The following is a 15,065-nucleotide window of genomic DNA, read 5'->3' as shown; positions in this document are numbered from 1 at the left end:
CCGCGGTGTCCGGCTACTACCCGTACGGCGGCGCCCAGGCTCCGGTCCCTCCTCCTCCGGAGCACAAGGGCAGCGTGGCGCTGAGGGCGGTGCTGATCGTGGCGGCCATCGCCGGGGTCGCCACGGTCGTGGCCGGTTTGCTGATCGTGCTGCGCTCGCCGGCCGAGTACGGCCTGCAGAGCAGCCGCGACAGCCTCGACCTGCAGGCGCAGCCGAAGAGCACCGCCCAGCAGGAGCAGGCGTACTTCCAGGCGCCGGCGAACGTGCCGCCTCCGCTGCCGCAGATCAACCCGGCCCCGCCGATGCTGCCCTCGACTCCGGTGCGGATCGTGATCAAGCGGCTCGGCGTCAACGCGCCGATCAAATCCGTGGGCCTGCGGAAGAACGGCACGATCGAGGTGCCGCCGCCGGACAATCCCAACCTTGTGGGCTGGTATCGCAACATGTCCACGCCGGGTGAGGCGGGTCCCGCGGTGCTCCTCGGGCATGTGGACACGCGTACGCGCCCCGCGGTCTTCGCCAGGCTGAAGGAGATCAGGAACGGCGATACCATCGAGGTCAAGCGCCAGGACAAGACGACCGCGGTGTTCACCGTCGGTGGCGTGGAGCAGGCGAACAAGAAGACGTTCCCGACCCAGCGCGTCTATGGCGGCCAGCAGAACGCGCAGCTCCACCTGATCACCTGCAGTGGCACCTACGATCGCACCACTGGCCACTACACCGACAACCTGATCGTCTACGCGACGATGACGAGCTCCTATCGAAGCTGAGCGCGGAGGCTGGCATGGGCTGGATGGCGAAGCGGAGACTGCGAACTGGCCCGACGGCGGCCGTTCCCGCGAAACCGGCTCAGGCGGAGCTGCTGCGGCTGGTCCGGCTCGCCGACCCGAAGGCCCGGCTCGACGGCGACGACATCGTGGCCACCGACGTGCGCGTGCACGCGCCGGTCGAGGCCGAGCCCGAGCTGACGGGCGGGGTGCTGGAGAAGGTGTGGGCGGTGCGGGTGTCCGCCGAGGGGCCGCTGCCGCTCAACTACTTCGACCGCTATCTCGCCGAGGGCCTGGCGTTCCGGCTGGGCGGGCTGGCGATCTGCCGGGGCGAGGTGAGCGATCCCGCCGATGACGACCAGGGCGGTCCCGCGGTGATCCTCCCCGTACGCCCGGCGCCCCAGGAGCTGTCGCCGCACCTGGCGCAGGAGGAGGACGGCCCCGCGTTCACGGCGGGCGACATCAAGGCGGTGCTGGTGCCGCAGGCGGGGCAGCCGCCGGCCGCGGAGGAGCTGCTGCCGTTCGCCACCGAGCTGACGGCGATCGAGCTGCGCGGCGCCGAGCCGGTCAAGCTGGGCGCGCTGGCGCTGGAGCTGGCGGAGTCGCTCAACGGCATCGCGGTGGATCGGTGGCGGTTCAGGATCGACGCGGCGGAGGATCTCGTGGCCCCGGAGCGACCTGCGGCCGAATGAAATCCTGTTGTACGCTGCCTCTAGTAACCGAATAATGCTCGGTTCTCAGGAGGCACTGTGGCAGAGGCGTACATCGTCGGGGCGGTCCGCACCCCGGTCGGCAAGAAGAAGGGTGGCCTGTCCACCGTCCACCCCACTGACCTGGCCGCGCACACCCTCAAGGCGCTGATCGACCGCACCGGCGTCGACCCCGAGGCGGTCGAGGACGTCATCATGGGGTGCGTCATGCAGTTCGGCCCGCAGAGCATGGACATCGCGCGCAACGCGTGGCTCTCGGCCGGGCTCCCCGAGACGACTCCGGGCGTCACCATCGACCGGCAGTGCGGCTCCTCGCAGCAGGCCATCCACTTCGCCGCGCAGGGCGTGCTCTCCGGCACGCAGGACCTCGTCGTGGCGGGCGGCGTCGAGTCGATGAGCATCGTGCCCATGGGCTCCTCGATCAAGGCGGCGCTCGACATGGGCATGCCGTTCCCGTTCGGCGACAAGTGGGTCGAGCGTTACGGCAAGCAGGAGATCTCGCAGTTCCGCGGTGCCGAGCTGATGTGCGAGAAGTGGGGCTTCACCCGCGACGTCCTCGAACAGTACGCCCTCGAGTCCCACCAGCGGGCCGCCAAGGCCATCGCCAACGGCTACTTCAAGGACCAGATCGAGCCGATCAACGGCGTCGAGGACGACGAGGGCCCGCGGCCCGACACGACGCTGGAGAAGATGGCCGCGCTGAAGACCCTCAAGGAGGGCGGCCAGATCACCGCCGCCACCTCCTCGCAGATCTCCGACGGCTCCGGTGCCGTGCTCATCGCCTCCGAGCAGGCCGTACGCGACCATGGCCTGACCCCGAGGGCCCGCATCCACCAGCTCGCGCTCATGGGCGACGACCCGGTCTACATGCTGACCGCGCCGATCCCCGCGACGCGGCGGGCGCTGAAGAAGGCCGGCATGTCGATCGACGACATCGACGTGGTGGAGATCAACGAGGCGTTCGCCCCGGTGCCGCTGGCCTGGATGCGCGAGCTGGACGCCGACCCGGCCAAGGTCAACCCGAACGGCGGCGCCATCGCGCTCGGCCACCCGCTCGGCGGCACGGGCGCGATTCTCATGACCAAGCTGCTGCACGAGCTGGAGCGCACCGGCGGCCGCTACGGCCTGCAGACGATGTGCGAGGGCGGCGGCCAGGCCAACGTCACGATCATCGAACGGCTCTGACCGGTTTCCCGAAGCGGTGCGGGCGCCGCCTCCAGGCGTAACAAGGGGAGGCGGCGCCCGCTTCTAACTACCCATCCCGGTAGTTGGCTTCTATCGCCCCTTGGGCGGGATGCGGCGTGGCGGCATGATGGGCCGCTTCGGCATCTTGGGCATGGGTCGCACCACGGGCAGGTGCGGACGGTTGTGCTTGGTGGCGCGAGCGCGCATAAAAGGCTCCTTTACGTAATTCGGCGACGCGGCTCGACGATGTCGATCGAGAGCCGGCGGGCGACGTCAGCTACCGCGTCACTGAGTGGACGGGGGACGGACGGGTCGCGTCGGGCGCGAATCACAGGTAAAGGACCATGCGCATGAGGCTACGGGCGCGCTCGGAACCCGTGCAACCTATTTATCCGGCATGCCGGAAAGGCCGGCGCCCGATGTGCGGGCCGGGCACGACGGCGTCCGGTGCGCAGGAGGCGGGTGCCGCGTCAGCCGGCCCTTTCGCGCATCCCTGCGGAGATCACGCGGTCGAGGGCGTCGCGCGACTCGCGCAGGGCCTCCATCGCGCGGTCGATCCTGTCCCGCTCCGCGCGGAGCTGCCCCAGCACGTCCGGGCAGGTGGGCGCGAGGCGCTCGCCCTCGCTCTCCAGGCAGGGCAGCACGGTGGCTATCGCGGACGTGCCCAGCCCGGCGGCGAGCAGGCAGCGGATGCGGCGCACGGTCTCGACGTGGGCCTCGGTGTACTCCCGATAGCCGCTCGGCGAGCGCTCGGGCCGCAGCAGCCCCTGCTCCTCGTAGTAGCGCAGCAGCCGCTCGTGCACGCCGGTGCGCCGGACGAGCTCCCCGATCCGCATGTGATCTCCCTCACCGCGCCTTGACTCTCACATCCATGTGAGACTCTAGCGTTCCCGCATGAGAAGCAGTGTGCTGGTGCCGGCCGTGCTCATGGCGAGCGTGTTCGTGGTCGGCACGTCCGAGTATCTGATCGCGGGATTGCTCCCACAGATGGCCGCCGACCTGGAAGTCTCGGTGTCCACGGCGGGTCAGGCGGTGACGGCGTACGCGCTCGGTGTCGTGATCGGCGGGCCGCTGGTGACGATCGCGACCGTGCGCTTGCCGCGCAAGGGGCTGGCGCTGGGGTTGCTGGTGCTGTTCGCCGCGGGGAACGCGGTCTGCGCGGTGGCGGGGTCGTACGAGGTGCTGATCGCCGGGCGGGTGGTCGCCTCGCTCAGCCACGCCGCCTTCTTGACCGTGGCGCTGATGATGGTCACGCGGGTGGTCGCGCCGGACCGTGCGGGCAGCGCGATCGCCGCCGTCGCCGCCGGTTTCTCCGCCGCCACGCTGCTGGGCGTGCCGCTCGGCGTGCTGCTGGGGGAGGGCGCGGGGTGGCGCACGCCGTTCGCGGTGCTGGCCGCGCTGGCGCTCGCCGTCGCCGGGGCGCTGGCCGCCGCGCTGCCGCGCCAGGACGCGCCGGCCACGAGCGTGCGCGAGGAGATCGCCACGGTGCTCGGCCGCCGCGTGCTGGTCGTGATCGCCACCACGGCGGTCGGCCTGGCCGCGACCTCCACCGTCTTCACCTACCTTGCGCCGGCGCTGACCGGCATCACCGGCCTCGGGCCCGGCGCGGTCTCGACGCTGCTGCTCGTCTACGGGGCGGGCAGCCTGGCCGGCGGTCTGGTGGCCGGGCGGCTCGCGGACCGTTCACTCGCGGGCACGGTGCGCGGCACGTTCATCGGCCTGGCGGTGGTGCTGGCCGCGTTCCCGTTCGCCGTGCCGTGGGCGGGCACCGCCGTCGTGGTGGTGCTGGCGCTGGGCGTGCTGACCTCGGCCACCACGCCCGCGCTGCAGAGCCTGCTGCTCCGGCACGCCGGTCAGGCTCCGATGCTCGCGACGTCGGTGAACGTGTGCGCATTCAACATCGGCATCGCGGCCGGGTCGGCGCTGGGCGGCGGCCTGGTGGCGGCAGACGGGCTGCGCTGGCTCGGCCTGGCCGCCGCCGGGCTCAGCCTCGTCGCCCTCGCCATCAGCTACGCCGCCATCCCCCGCCGCCCCGCGCCCGCGAGCGTGTGAGCCGTCCGTGTCGGTATGCGGCGTCTGTGAGTGTGTGAGCCGTCCGTGCCGGTGCCCGGTGTCTGTGAGTGTGTGAGCCGTCCGTGCCGGTGCTCCGTATCCGTGCGCGAGCCGCCACGACAGTGGCGGCTCGCGCGGACGCTACTCCTCCAGCTGGCCGAGCCGCCACTCCGCCAACGTCTTGATCTGCTCGTCGCGTGACCGGGCGGCATGGCGCAGCAGCGCCGGGTCGTCCTCGGCCATGCGGGCCGCGATCGCCGCCGCGAACAGCCGGGCCACCGGGTCGTCGCTCGCCAGCCCGGCGACCACCTCGCCGGGGTCGGGCTCGCCGGTGTCGGCGGCGATCAGCGCCTCGGTGTGCCGCCGGAGCTCGGGATCGGTGAGCTGCGACAGCCCGGCCATGAGCTGCTCGGTCGAGGCCATCGCCAGGAAGTGCAGAACCTTCCACCGGACGGCGGTGTCGGGATCGCGGCTCAGGGTGATGGCCTGGGCGAGGACCGGAGCGTCCTCCGGCTCCTCGGCGGCGAACAGCACGAACGTGATGGCGAAGAACCGCACCTGGTTACGCGGGTGTGCGAGCAGCGCGGGGACCTCGTCCAGCAGCGACGCCGCGCGGCCTGCTCGGTGGCGCGGTCGATGTCCTCAGGACGGTTGTTCCTCTTGTCGATCTCGTAGCCGAATCTCACAGATCTCCCCCGTTCAGGTCACGCATCGCCGCGTCCACGCGCCGCCGGACGAAGGTCTCGTCCAGCGGCTCCGGCAGGGCCGCGACGTGCGGGGCGACGCCGTCCACGATCTCCTGCGAGCGCCGCGCCGCGTCGTCCTGTGCCTGCTGGATCGCCTTCGTCAGCTCGCGGCCGATGACCGCGGGGGACAGGCGGAGCAGACGCGGGTTCAGATCGATGCCGGTCAGGACGCCGCCCGCTCCGGCCGTGACCCGGATGAACCCGTCGGCGGCCTCGCCGGTGCCCCGCACCTGGCCGATGAGCTGCTTCGCGCCGGACATCTTTCTCGCGCCCAGGTGGCGTCGCAAAGCTCGCCGTTCCCGTGAAATCGGGCTATAACGGCGACAGGGTGCCATCACGGCGGGCAGTACCCATGAGCACAGAACGGCGCAACGTCCGGAGGTGCCATGACCGAGCACGCCAAGTACGCGGAGTCCCGGGAAGTCGGCGAGCAGGCACGCGAGAAGGAGTGGACCCGTCCCAGCTTCGCCAAGCAGCTCTTCCTCGGCGACTATCGGCTGGACCTGGTGCATCCGGCCCCCACGCCGCCCGGCGACGCGGCCAAGCGCGGCGAGGAGTTCGTCAGGTCGCTGCGCCGCTTCCTCGACGCCCACGTCGATCCCCAGCTCATCGAGCGCACCGCGCAGGTGCCCGACGACGTGGTCAAAGGGCTGGCGCGGCTCGGCGCGTTCGGGATCACGATCAAGGAGGAGTACGGCGGGCTCGGCCTGCCGTACCTGTACTACTGCCGCGCTCTCATGCTGGTCGGCTCCTACTGCCCGGCGCTGGCCACGCTGCTGTCGGCGCACCAGTCGATCGGCGTGCCGCAGCCGCTCAAGCTGTTCGGCACCGAGGAGCAGAAGCGCGAGTTCCTGCCCAGGTGCGCGGCGGGGGAGATCTCCGCGTTCCTGCTGACCGAGCCCGACGTCGGCTCCGACCCGGCGCGCCTGGCCACCACTGCCGTACGCGACGGCGACGAGTACGTGATCGACGGCGTCAAGCTGTGGACGACCAACGGCGTCATCGCCGATCTGCTGGTGGTCATGGCCAGGACCGGTAAGAAGATCAGCGCGTTCGTCGTCGAGGCCGACACGCCGGGCATCATGGTCAAGCGGCGCAACGAGTTCATGGGCCTGCGCGGCATCGAGAACGGCGTCACCGTGTTCGACCAGGTCAGGGTGCCCGCCAGGAATCTCATCGGCAAGGAGGGCGAAGGGCTCAAAATCGCGCTCACCACGCTCAACACCGGAAGGCTCTCCCTGCCCGCCACGTGCGCGGGCAACGCCAAGTGGGCGGTCAAGATCGCCCGCGAGTGGGGGAGCGCGCGCGTGCAGTGGGGCCGCCGGGTCGGGCGGCACGAGGCCGTCGCCACCAAGATCGCCTTCATCGCGGCCAGTGCGTATGCCCTGGAGGCCGTCTGCGAGCTGACCAGCAGGCTCGCCGACGACCGGCGCAACGACATCAGGATCGAGGCGGCGCTGGCCAAGCTGTACGCGTCGGAGCTGTCGTACCGGGTGCTCGATGAGCTGGTCCAGATTCGCGGCGGGCGCGGCTACGAGACGGCCGCGTCGCTGGCCGCACGGGGCGAGCGCGGCGTGCCCGCCGAGCAGATGCTGCGCGACTCCCGCATCAACCGCATCTTCGAGGGCTCGTCCGAGATCATGCGCCTGGCCATCACCAGGGAGGCGGTGGACGCGCACCTGACGGCCGCGGGCGAGCTGATCAACCCGGACGCCGGCCGCCACGAGCGCGCCCAGGCGCTGCGCCGGGCCGGCCGCTTCTACGCCACCTGGCTGCCCACCCTGGTCGCCGGTACGGGCAACCTGCCCACCTCGTACGCCGCGTTCGGCCCGCTCGCCGCCCACCTGCGCTTCGTGGAGCGGACCAGCAGGAAGCTGGCCAGGTCCACCTTCTACGGCATGTCCCGCTGGCAGGGCGGCCTGGAGCACAGGCAGTCCTTCCTGGGGCGCATCGTGGACATCGGGGCCGAGCTGTACGCCATGACCGCCGCCTGCCTCAAGGCCGAGGAGGACGCGCGGGACCTGGGGCGGCGGCCGTACGAGCTGGCCGACACCTTCTGCCACCAGGCCAGGCGCCGGGTGGACGCGCTGTTCGCCAGGCTCTGGGACAACACCGACAACCAGGACGTACGCCTTGCCGGGTACGTGCTGGACGGCCGCTACACGTTCCTGGAGGAGGGCATCCTCGACCCGTCGATCGAGGGCCCGTGGATCGGCACGCCGGAGGGCGGCGAGAGCGTCCGGAGGAAGATCTCCTGACATCCGGTCTAGACCGGTTGTGATCCCGCCTTTCGTCAGGTGTTGCAAAAACGAGACGGACCGGTATAGACCGGCCACTTATCTCAGGCTTACGCTGACGCAAAACGCGGGCAAGCCGTGACTCGCGTGCCACATCCCTCTGGGCTGGGTCGGCCTAACTGGTACGGACCAGCTCGACCCGTCCGGCGAGTAGGACGAGAAGGCGGTATCTGCAGTGAACATCAAGCTTGTGGGCGGCGCCGCTCTCGGCATCGCGACCATGCTGGTCCTGTCCAGTTGCGGTGGCGGCGCCGGCGGCGGCGCAGACGACTCCCAGGCGAGCGACGGCCAGGTCACGCTGAAGATGGTCGCCGCCGACTACGGCGACGGTCCCGGCAAGCCGAACTCGGGCGAGAACTTCTGGAAGGGCGTCGTGGACGAGTTCCAGGCGGCCAACCCGAACATCAAGGTCGACGTCCAGGTCATCAACTGGAACGACATCGACAAGCAGGTCGCCACCATGATCCAGAACGGTCAGGTGCCCGACATCCTGCAGACCGGCGACTACTCGGGCTTCGTCAAGGACGGCCTGCTCTACAAGGTGGACGAGGTCCTGTCGCCCGAGGTCTCCGGCGACCTGCTGGAGAAGTTCGCCGAGTTCGGCAAGGTGGACGGCACCGCGTACGGCATCCCGTTCGTCTCCTCCGCCCGCGCGCTGTTCTACAACAAGGACCTGTTCGACAAAGCCAAGATCGCCGAGCCGCCGAAAACCTGGGACGAGCTGAAGGCCGCCGCCGAGAAGCTCAAGGCCGTCGGCGTCACCCAGCCGTTCGGCCTGCCGCTCGGCCAGGAGGAGGCCCAGGCCGAGTCGTTCCTGTGGATGCTGGGCAACGGCGGCGGCTACAAGGACGCCTCCGGCAACTGGGCGATCGACTCCCCGCAGAACGTCGAGACGTTCACCTACATCAAGGGCCTGGTGGACGCCGGCCTGACCACCCCCAACCCGGGCACCAAGGACCGCAAGACGGTCTGGGAGGACTTCGGCGCGGGCAAAGTCGGCATGGTCAACGGCGGCCCCATGTCCATCCCGATCTTCGACGCGGCCGGGCTGAAGAACTACGGCGTCGCGCCCATCCCGGGCAAGAACGGCCCGCTCGACACCACGCTCGGCGTCATGGACTGGATCATGGCGTTCAACAAGAACGGCCACGCCGCCGAGATCAAGAAGTTCTTCGACTTCTTCTACACCGGCAACGCCGCCCAGAAGATCTCCGACACCTACAAGCTGCTGCCCGTCACCAAGAGCGGCATCGAGAAGCTGTCCGGCGACGAGAAGCTCAAGCCGTTCCTCGACGCCCTGCCCAACGCCAGCTTCTACCCCTTCCAGGACCCCAAGTGGGCCGAGGTGAACCCGGCCATCAAGCAGACCATCGGCGGCGCGGTCAAGGACGACCCCGCCAAGGTCCTCGGTGAGCTGCAGAAGACCGCCGAGTCGGCCGCCGGCTGATCCAGCAGGACCAAGGTACGGCCGGCGCGTCGCCGGCCGTACCGTCCTGGAAAGGTGACTGATGAGAAGGTTGCGCGCCCTCGAACCCCTCGTATGGGTCGGGCCCGCCATCGCGCTGATCGCCCTGGTCGTCCTCTGGCCCGTGATCGAGATGATCAGGTCGTCGTTCCTCGAGATCAGCCGTCTGGGCGTGGTACGCGGCTCCGCCGGGCTCGCGAACTACGACAAGCTCTTCGCCGAGAAGGACTTCGCGGACATCATGGTCCGCAGCGTCATCTGGGTGATCGCGGTCGTCGCGCTCACCGTGCTGGTCTCGCTCGCCCTGGCCCAGCTGTTCAACCAGCACTTCCCGCTGCGCAAGGTCGCCCGCTGGGCGCTCATCGCGCCGTGGGCCGCCTCGGTGCTGATGACCGCGATCATCTTCAAGTGGATGCTCGACCCCGAGGTCGGCGTGATCAACCAGATCCGGCTGAAACTCGGGCTGATCGACGCGATGGGCGGGGCCTCGGCCGACCAGCTCGGTGACGCCTCGACCGCCATGCCGTGGCTGATCTTCGTCGCGGTGTTCGTGTCGGTGCCGTTCACGACGTACGCGCTGCTCGCCGGCCTGGCCACCATCCCGGCCGACGTCTACGAGGCCGCCAAGATGGACGGAGCCGGGCGGCTGCGGACGTACTGGTCGATCACGCTGCCGCTGCTGCGTCCCGCGCTCACCGTGGCCACGCTGATCAACGTCATGAACGTCTTCAACAGCTTCCCGATCATCTGGGCCATGACGCACGGGCAGCCCGGCTACTCCACGGCCACCTCGACGATCTTCATGTACATCCTCAAGGGCTCCGACATCGGCGAATCCGCCGCCATGTCCGTGGTCAACTTCGGCATGGTCATCGTGCTCACCGTGATCTTCCTGCGGGTGTCGCGGTGGAACAGGGAGGTGGCGTGATGGCCGTCGAGACCGCGCCGGCCCCGGTCGAGCGGCGCTCCCAGCCCCGCACGGTACGCGGCCCGAACAGCACGCCGCGGCTCAAGACCGTCCTCATCGCGGCCACCGCGTACGTCATCGCGTTCATCTTCCTGTTCCCGTACGTGGTCATGCTGCTGACCTCGCTGCGTTCGCAGGAGTCGCTGCGCGACGTGACGTTCTGGCCAGAGGAATGGGTGTGGAGCAACCTCACCGAGTTCTGGGGCAGCGGCCTGGCCGGGAACCTGTGGGTGACGATCAAAGTGGCGGCCGGGGCGACGCTGCTCGTACTGCTGGTCGCGCTGCCCGCCGCGTACTACACGGCCCGCCACCGCTTCCGCGGCCGCACCGCGTTCCTGATCCTCGTGCTGATCACGCAGATGTTCCAGCCCACCGCCATGGTGGTCGGCATCTACCGCGAGTTCTTCCAGTTCGGGCTCGTGGACTCGATCTGGGCGCTGATCCTCGTCAACGGCGGGTTCAACCTCGCGTTCGCGGTGTGGATCCTGAACGCGTACTTCTCCTCGATCCCGCGTGAGCTGGAGGAGGCCGCGTTCATCGATGGCAACGGCCGTTTCGGCGCGCTGTTCAGGATCACGCTGCCGCTGGCCATGCCGGGCGTCATCACCGCGCTGATCTTCACGTTCATCGCCGCGTGGAACGAGTTCGTGGTCGCGCTCACGCTCACCACGACCCCCGAGAACCAGCCGCTGCCCGTGGCGCTCAACTCGTTCATCGGGCAGTACCAGGTGGACTGGCAGAACCTGTTCGCCGGTTCGGTGATCGCCACCATCCCGGTGATCATCCTGTTCGCTCTGATCGAGCGGAAGGTGGTCGGCGGCCTGACCGCCGGCTCCATCAAGTAGGCCCGATCACGTAGACCCGTCAGGCCGCCCCAGGGCACCCGAAGGGGGCGGCCTGACGCGTTTCCGCTCAGTTCTCGCTCAGCTCTTGGGCACGGGCACGCGCGCGACGCAGAACACCGTCTGGCCGAACGGCGGGCGCACGAACCGCTCGATCAGCCGCGTCATCGGCACCACCGTGCGGTCGTAGATCTTCACCAGCCGGGGGTCGGGGTAGCCGACGCCGCCCCGGCGGACCGCGACCCACCAGGCGATGCCGCCCAGGAAGTTGATCGGCTTGAGCACCTCGACGTCGAGCCCGGCCTTGGCGACCGTGGTGGCCAGCGTCTTCGGCGTGTAGCGCTGCACGTGTCCCACCTTGCGGTCGAAGTCGCCGTACAGCTGCATGTAGCCGGGCACCCAGATGACGATGCGCCCGCCCGGCAACGTGACGCGCGCCAGCGAGCGCAGCGCCTCGGCGTCGTCCTCGATGTGCTCCAAGACGTTCATCATGACGACCGTGTCGACCTTGTCCCGCAGCGGGATGTCGGTCGGCAGGCCGAACTGCAAAACCTCGACGTCGTCGCGGGCGGCGAAGCGCTTTTCGAGCTGCTCGACGCAGTAGGGGTCGAAGTCGCTGACCACGAGCCGGTCGAGCCGCGGCAGGAACTGCTCGGCGAAGTGCCCCAGGCCCGAGCCGATCTCCAGCATCGAACGCCCGACGTGCGGGGCGACCATGTCGAACTCGTACTGCCGGTAGTTCTTGGCCTCGTCCCCACCGAGGTGGTTCTCCAGGGCCTCGTCACCGGCCGCCGGTTGCACTACACGGTCATACCCAGAAGACATAATCCCGTTCCTTCAAGGGGCACATGGATTGCCAGAGTCTAATGCCCACGCCGGTCACCAGGATGACACGATCAGCGAAACTCCCTTCCCACCCCGCCCGTGATGCGGTGGAATCCGAGACGGCATGGACGACGACGAGGCGATCGCCCGTTCGCTCAAGGGAGACCTGGCCGCCTACGAGGTGCTGGTCGCCCGCTACAGCACGCTCGCCCACCGCACGGCCGCCATGCTCGGCGCGGGCGACGAGGCAGAGGACGTCGTGCAGGAGGCGTTCGTCAAGGCGTTTCGCCATCTGGCCGGCTTTCGCCCCGGCGCGCCGTTCAAACCCTGGCTGCTGCGCATCGTAGCCAATGAGACCCACAACCTCACCCGCGCCCGTGGACGCAGGAGCGACCTCGCGCTGCGGCTGACCGCCGGCGAAGATGTGCGCGCGCCCGACGACCCCGAAGGCGCCGCCGTCGCCACCGACCGCCGCACCCGGCTGCTCGCCGCCGTCCGCGCCCTGCCTGATCGGGAACGTCAGGCCGTGGTCTGCCGGTACTTCTTACAGCTGAGCGAGGCGGAGACCGCGCAGGTGCTCGACTGGCCCATCGGCACCGTCAAGTCCAGCACCCACCGGGGGCTGGCCCGGCTGAGGGAGGAGGTGGGCGATGAGCTCGCGTGACCCGCACGAGGGCGACGAGCCGTACGCACGGCCTGAGCGGCGCGAGGAGCAGGCGGAGTACGAGGCGATCGAGGCCGAGCTGCGCGCCCTCGGCGACCTCCTTGATCCCCCGGCCCCGGCGCCTGCCGACGTCGCCGCCGCCGTCCGCGCCCGCCTCACCACCCCGGCACCGGACACCTCACAAGCAGGCGGCACGGAAGACGTGCCGGAGAGGCGGCGGCGGATGAGACCGGCGCGGTGGAAAGTCGCGGCCGCCGTGGTCGTGGCGGTCGCCGCGCTGGTCGCGGCCACCCCGCAGGGGAGGGCGGCGGTGGAGCGCGTTCTGCGGTTCGCGGGGATCGAGCTGCGGGTGGGCGACGCCACGCCGCCGCCGGTCACCACGACGGCGCCGCTGCCGGGCGAGCACACGGTCGCACCCGCCGACGTGCCCCGCCTGGCGAGGACCCCGGCCGCGCTGGGCCCGCCGCGGCGGACCACGGTGAGCGACGGCGGCCGGGTCGTGTCGATGTTCTGGCCGGGCGGGATCAGGCTCGACCAGTTCGTCGGCACGATGGACCCGATCATGTTCAAGAAGCTCGGCCCGCCGTACCCGGACTTCGCCGAGGTCGGCGGGCGCACCGCGTGGTGGATCGAGGGCGAGCACCCGCTCGGCTACATCAAGCGGGATGACGGCACCGAGGTGCCGCTGCGCCAGGCCGGGCCCACCCTGATCTGGCAGCACGGCATGCTCACCCTCCGGCTCGAAGGGCTGGAGAGCAAGGAGGAGGCCGTCAGGATCGCGGAGTCACTCGGGTGAGCCGGCCAGCCAGTCGTCCACGCCCTTGAGCAGCTCCTTGCGCACCGACTCGGGTGCGGTCGAGGACCGTATGGACTGGCGGGCCAGCTCGGCCACCTCCGCGTCGGAGAACTCGTAGACCTCCCTGGCCAGCTCGTACTGGCGCAGCAGCCGCGTGCCGAACAGCAGCGGGTCGTCGGCGCCCAGCGCGATCGGCACCCCCGCGTCGAACAGCTTGCGCAGCGGCACGTCCTTGGGCTCCTCGGCGACGCCGAGCCCGACGTTCGACGTGGGGCAGATCTCGCAGCAGATCTGCCGGTCGGCGAGCCGCTGCATGAGCCGCTCGTCCTCGGCGGCGCGCACGCCGTGGCCGACCCGGTCGGCGCCCAGGTCGTCCACGCACTGCGCGACGCTGCGCGGCCCCATCAGCTCGCCGCCGTGGGGCACCGACAGCAGCCCGGCACGCTTGGCGATGCGGAAGGCCCGTTCGAACTCGCGCGCCTGGCCGCGCCGCTCGTCGTTGGACAGGCCGAAGCCGACGACGTTCTTGCCGGCGTACTGGGAGGCCAGGCGGGCCAGGGTGTTCGCGTCGAGCGGGTGCCGGGTGCGGTTGGCGGCCACGATCACCGCGATGCCGATGCCGGTGTGCGCGGCCGCCTGATCCACCGCGTCCAGCATCAGCTCGAGCGTGGCCGTCAGCCCGCCGAAGCGCTGCGCGTAGCCCGACGGGTCCACCTGGATCTCCAGCCACTGGCAGCCCGCCGCCACCTCGTCCTCGGCGGTCTCGCGCAGCAGCCGGTAGACGTGTTCCGGTTTGGTCAGCACGGATCTGGCGATGTCGTAGAGCCGCTGGAACCTGAACCAGCCCCGCTCGTCGGTGGCCCGCAGCTTGGGCGGCCAGTCCTGCTCCAGCGCGTCGGGGAGATGCATCCCTTGCTCCCTGGCCAGCTCGATGAGCGTGGCGTGCCGCATCGAACCGGTGAAGTGCAGGTGCAAGTGGGCCTTGGGAAGCGCGTGCAGAGGCCGTGGCATTGGCATATCTTGCCACCGGTGCGAGTGTGGGGGAGCAAAGAATCCAGGTCGAGCGGCCGGCCGGACGCGGTCTGTGACGCAGGTCGTTCCGTACGCCCGCCGTCGCGGCGCGAACTGCGACAAGCCGGGCGCGGAGCGCTGGCGCCCGTACGCTCGCCGTCGCGGCGCGAACTGCGACAAGCCGGGCGCGGAGCGCTGGCGGCGCTCTCCTTCGCGGCGGCCGCGCTGGCCATTTACGCGATCTTCTCGTCGGGGTTCGGACGCGTTCCGCGCGCCGCGATACGTGCCCCCGAGCCCCTGCCCGTCCCCGCGCCCCTCCCGGCCACGACTCCGCCCGCAGCGGGCTCCGTGGCGGTTCCAGGGCCCGCTGAGACGGTCGCGGTCGTCTCCGAGCGGCTGTGGCTCACGTACCTGCCCGGCGGCCTGGTACGGACCGGCGGCGACGGCGGCACCGCGCGGTTCGCCTCGGCGGCCGGCGGGTTCGTCGAGGCCCGCGTGACGCGGGGCGCGGCGGCTCTGGACTGGGCGCGGTTCCGCGGCGGGATCGCGGTACGTGACGCCCGCCCCACCGCCGTGCGCGGCAGGCCCGCGGTGGCCGGCAGGCACCCGCAGGGCGGCCGGATGATCGCCTGGCTGGAACGTCCGGGTACGGGCGTGTCGATCCGGGTCAGCGAGTCGCTGGGCGGCGAGCTGCTCGCTCTTGCCGCCTCCATCAGGGCTGCTGTAGGAGACTAAAGA

16 protein-coding genes are annotated in these 15,065 nt (G+C 70.3%); 11 read left to right on the top strand and 5 right to left on the bottom strand.

What is annotated here, in order from left to right:
• Nucleotides 1-5: 5 nt before the first annotated feature.
• The 3 genes from WBK31_RS31965 to WBK31_RS31955 are packed head-to-tail and all read left to right on the top strand — an operon-like array spanning nucleotide 6 to nucleotide 2,662.
• Nucleotides 6-770, top strand: a complete 765-nt coding sequence (locus WBK31_RS31965) for a class F sortase (protein WP_364068748.1) — start codon at nucleotides 6-8, stop codon at nucleotides 768-770.
• A 23-nt stretch (nucleotides 771-793) separates the two neighbouring features.
• Nucleotides 794-1,459, top strand: coding sequence for a hypothetical protein (locus tag WBK31_RS31960; RefSeq protein WP_364068746.1), 666 nt, complete (start codon nucleotides 794-796; stop codon nucleotides 1,457-1,459).
• Between the two features lie 57 nt (nucleotides 1,460-1,516).
• On the top strand, nucleotides 1,517-2,662 hold the full coding sequence (locus tag WBK31_RS31955; RefSeq protein ID WP_364068745.1) for an acetyl-CoA C-acetyltransferase: 1,146 nt from the start codon (nucleotides 1,517-1,519) through the stop codon (nucleotides 2,660-2,662).
• Between the two features lie 470 nt (nucleotides 2,663-3,132).
• Here WBK31_RS31955 and WBK31_RS31950 read toward each other — a convergent pair whose 3' ends face one another.
• Nucleotides 3,133-3,498, bottom strand: a complete 366-nt coding sequence (locus WBK31_RS31950; protein ID WP_364068743.1) for a MerR family transcriptional regulator — start codon at nucleotides 3,496-3,498, stop codon at nucleotides 3,133-3,135.
• Nucleotides 3,499-3,556: 58 nt separating this feature from the next.
• Between WBK31_RS31950 and WBK31_RS31945 the strand changes: the two genes are divergently transcribed.
• On the top strand, nucleotides 3,557-4,714 hold the full coding sequence (locus WBK31_RS31945; protein ID WP_364068741.1) for an MFS transporter: 1,158 nt from the start codon (nucleotides 3,557-3,559) through the stop codon (nucleotides 4,712-4,714).
• A gap of 141 nt (nucleotides 4,715-4,855) precedes the next feature.
• Here WBK31_RS31945 and WBK31_RS31940 read toward each other — a convergent pair whose 3' ends face one another.
• Together WBK31_RS31940 and WBK31_RS31935 are read right to left on the bottom strand one after the other, a co-directional pair.
• Nucleotides 4,856-5,272: a hypothetical protein gene (locus WBK31_RS31940; protein ID WP_364068739.1), complete on the bottom strand. Its 417-nt coding sequence runs from the start codon at nucleotides 5,270-5,272 to the stop codon at nucleotides 4,856-4,858.
• Between the two features lie 124 nt (nucleotides 5,273-5,396).
• The gene (locus tag WBK31_RS31935) at nucleotides 5,397-5,720 is read right to left on the bottom strand and encodes a YbaB/EbfC family nucleoid-associated protein (protein WP_364068737.1); all 324 of its coding nucleotides are present in this window, start codon (nucleotides 5,718-5,720) and stop codon (nucleotides 5,397-5,399) included.
• A 126-nt stretch (nucleotides 5,721-5,846) separates the two neighbouring features.
• On the opposite strand from WBK31_RS31935, the gene WBK31_RS31930 reads away from it, so the two are divergent.
• The 4 genes from WBK31_RS31930 to WBK31_RS31915 all read left to right on the top strand — a co-directional run bounded on the left by WBK31_RS31930 (nucleotide 5,847) and on the right by WBK31_RS31915 (nucleotide 11,034).
• Entirely contained in the window at nucleotides 5,847-7,718 is a 1,872-nt protein-coding gene (locus tag WBK31_RS31930; RefSeq protein ID WP_406673606.1) for an acyl-CoA dehydrogenase family protein, read from the top strand.
• Nucleotides 7,719-7,932: 214 nt separating this feature from the next.
• A complete protein-coding gene (locus tag WBK31_RS31925; RefSeq protein WP_364068733.1) occupies nucleotides 7,933-9,204 on the top strand; it encodes an extracellular solute-binding protein in 1,272 nt (423 codons plus the stop codon).
• A gap of 61 nt (nucleotides 9,205-9,265) precedes the next feature.
• Complete coding sequence (locus WBK31_RS31920; RefSeq protein ID WP_364068731.1) at nucleotides 9,266-10,150, top strand: sugar ABC transporter permease; 885 nt, start codon at nucleotides 9,266-9,268, stop codon at nucleotides 10,148-10,150.
• Nucleotides 10,150-11,034 carry a carbohydrate ABC transporter permease gene (locus WBK31_RS31915; protein WP_364068729.1) on the top strand — a complete coding sequence of 295 codons (885 nt, stop codon included), beginning with the start codon at nucleotides 10,150-10,152 and terminating at the stop codon, nucleotides 11,032-11,034. The genes WBK31_RS31920 and WBK31_RS31915 overlap by 1 nt, the downstream gene beginning before the upstream one ends.
• Before the next feature lie 78 nt (nucleotides 11,035-11,112).
• Here WBK31_RS31915 and WBK31_RS31910 read toward each other — a convergent pair whose 3' ends face one another.
• Nucleotides 11,113-11,856: a methyltransferase domain-containing protein gene (locus WBK31_RS31910; protein ID WP_364068727.1), complete on the bottom strand. Its 744-nt coding sequence runs from the start codon at nucleotides 11,854-11,856 to the stop codon at nucleotides 11,113-11,115.
• A 124-nt stretch (nucleotides 11,857-11,980) separates the two neighbouring features.
• Between WBK31_RS31910 and WBK31_RS31905 the strand changes: the two genes are divergently transcribed.
• On the top strand, nucleotides 11,981-12,520 hold the full coding sequence (locus WBK31_RS31905; protein WP_364068725.1) for an RNA polymerase sigma factor: 540 nt from the start codon (nucleotides 11,981-11,983) through the stop codon (nucleotides 12,518-12,520).
• Complete coding sequence (locus tag WBK31_RS31900; protein ID WP_364068723.1) at nucleotides 12,507-13,316, top strand: hypothetical protein; 810 nt, start codon at nucleotides 12,507-12,509, stop codon at nucleotides 13,314-13,316. Before WBK31_RS31905 ends, WBK31_RS31900 begins: the two co-directional genes overlap by 14 nt.
• Here WBK31_RS31900 and WBK31_RS31895 read toward each other — a convergent pair.
• Nucleotides 13,305-14,327: an adenosine deaminase gene (locus WBK31_RS31895; protein WP_364068721.1), complete on the bottom strand. Its 1,023-nt coding sequence runs from the start codon at nucleotides 14,325-14,327 to the stop codon at nucleotides 13,305-13,307. The genes WBK31_RS31900 and WBK31_RS31895 overlap by 12 nt on opposite strands.
• Nucleotides 14,328-14,675: 348 nt before the next feature.
• Here WBK31_RS31895 and WBK31_RS31890 point away from each other — a divergent pair, with 348 nt between their 5' ends.
• Complete coding sequence (locus tag WBK31_RS31890) at nucleotides 14,676-15,062, top strand: hypothetical protein (RefSeq protein WP_406673605.1); 387 nt, start codon at nucleotides 14,676-14,678, stop codon at nucleotides 15,060-15,062.
• The last annotated feature ends 3 nt before the right edge of the window (nucleotides 15,063-15,065 follow it).

The organism is Nonomuraea sp. N2-4H, assembly GCF_045291505.1.
In the GTDB taxonomy this organism is placed as follows: Bacteria; Actinomycetota; Actinomycetes; order Streptosporangiales; family Streptosporangiaceae; genus Nonomuraea; species Nonomuraea fastidiosa.
The sequence above is the reverse complement of the archived record's forward strand: the minus strand, read 5'-3'. Positions and strand labels throughout refer to the sequence as shown.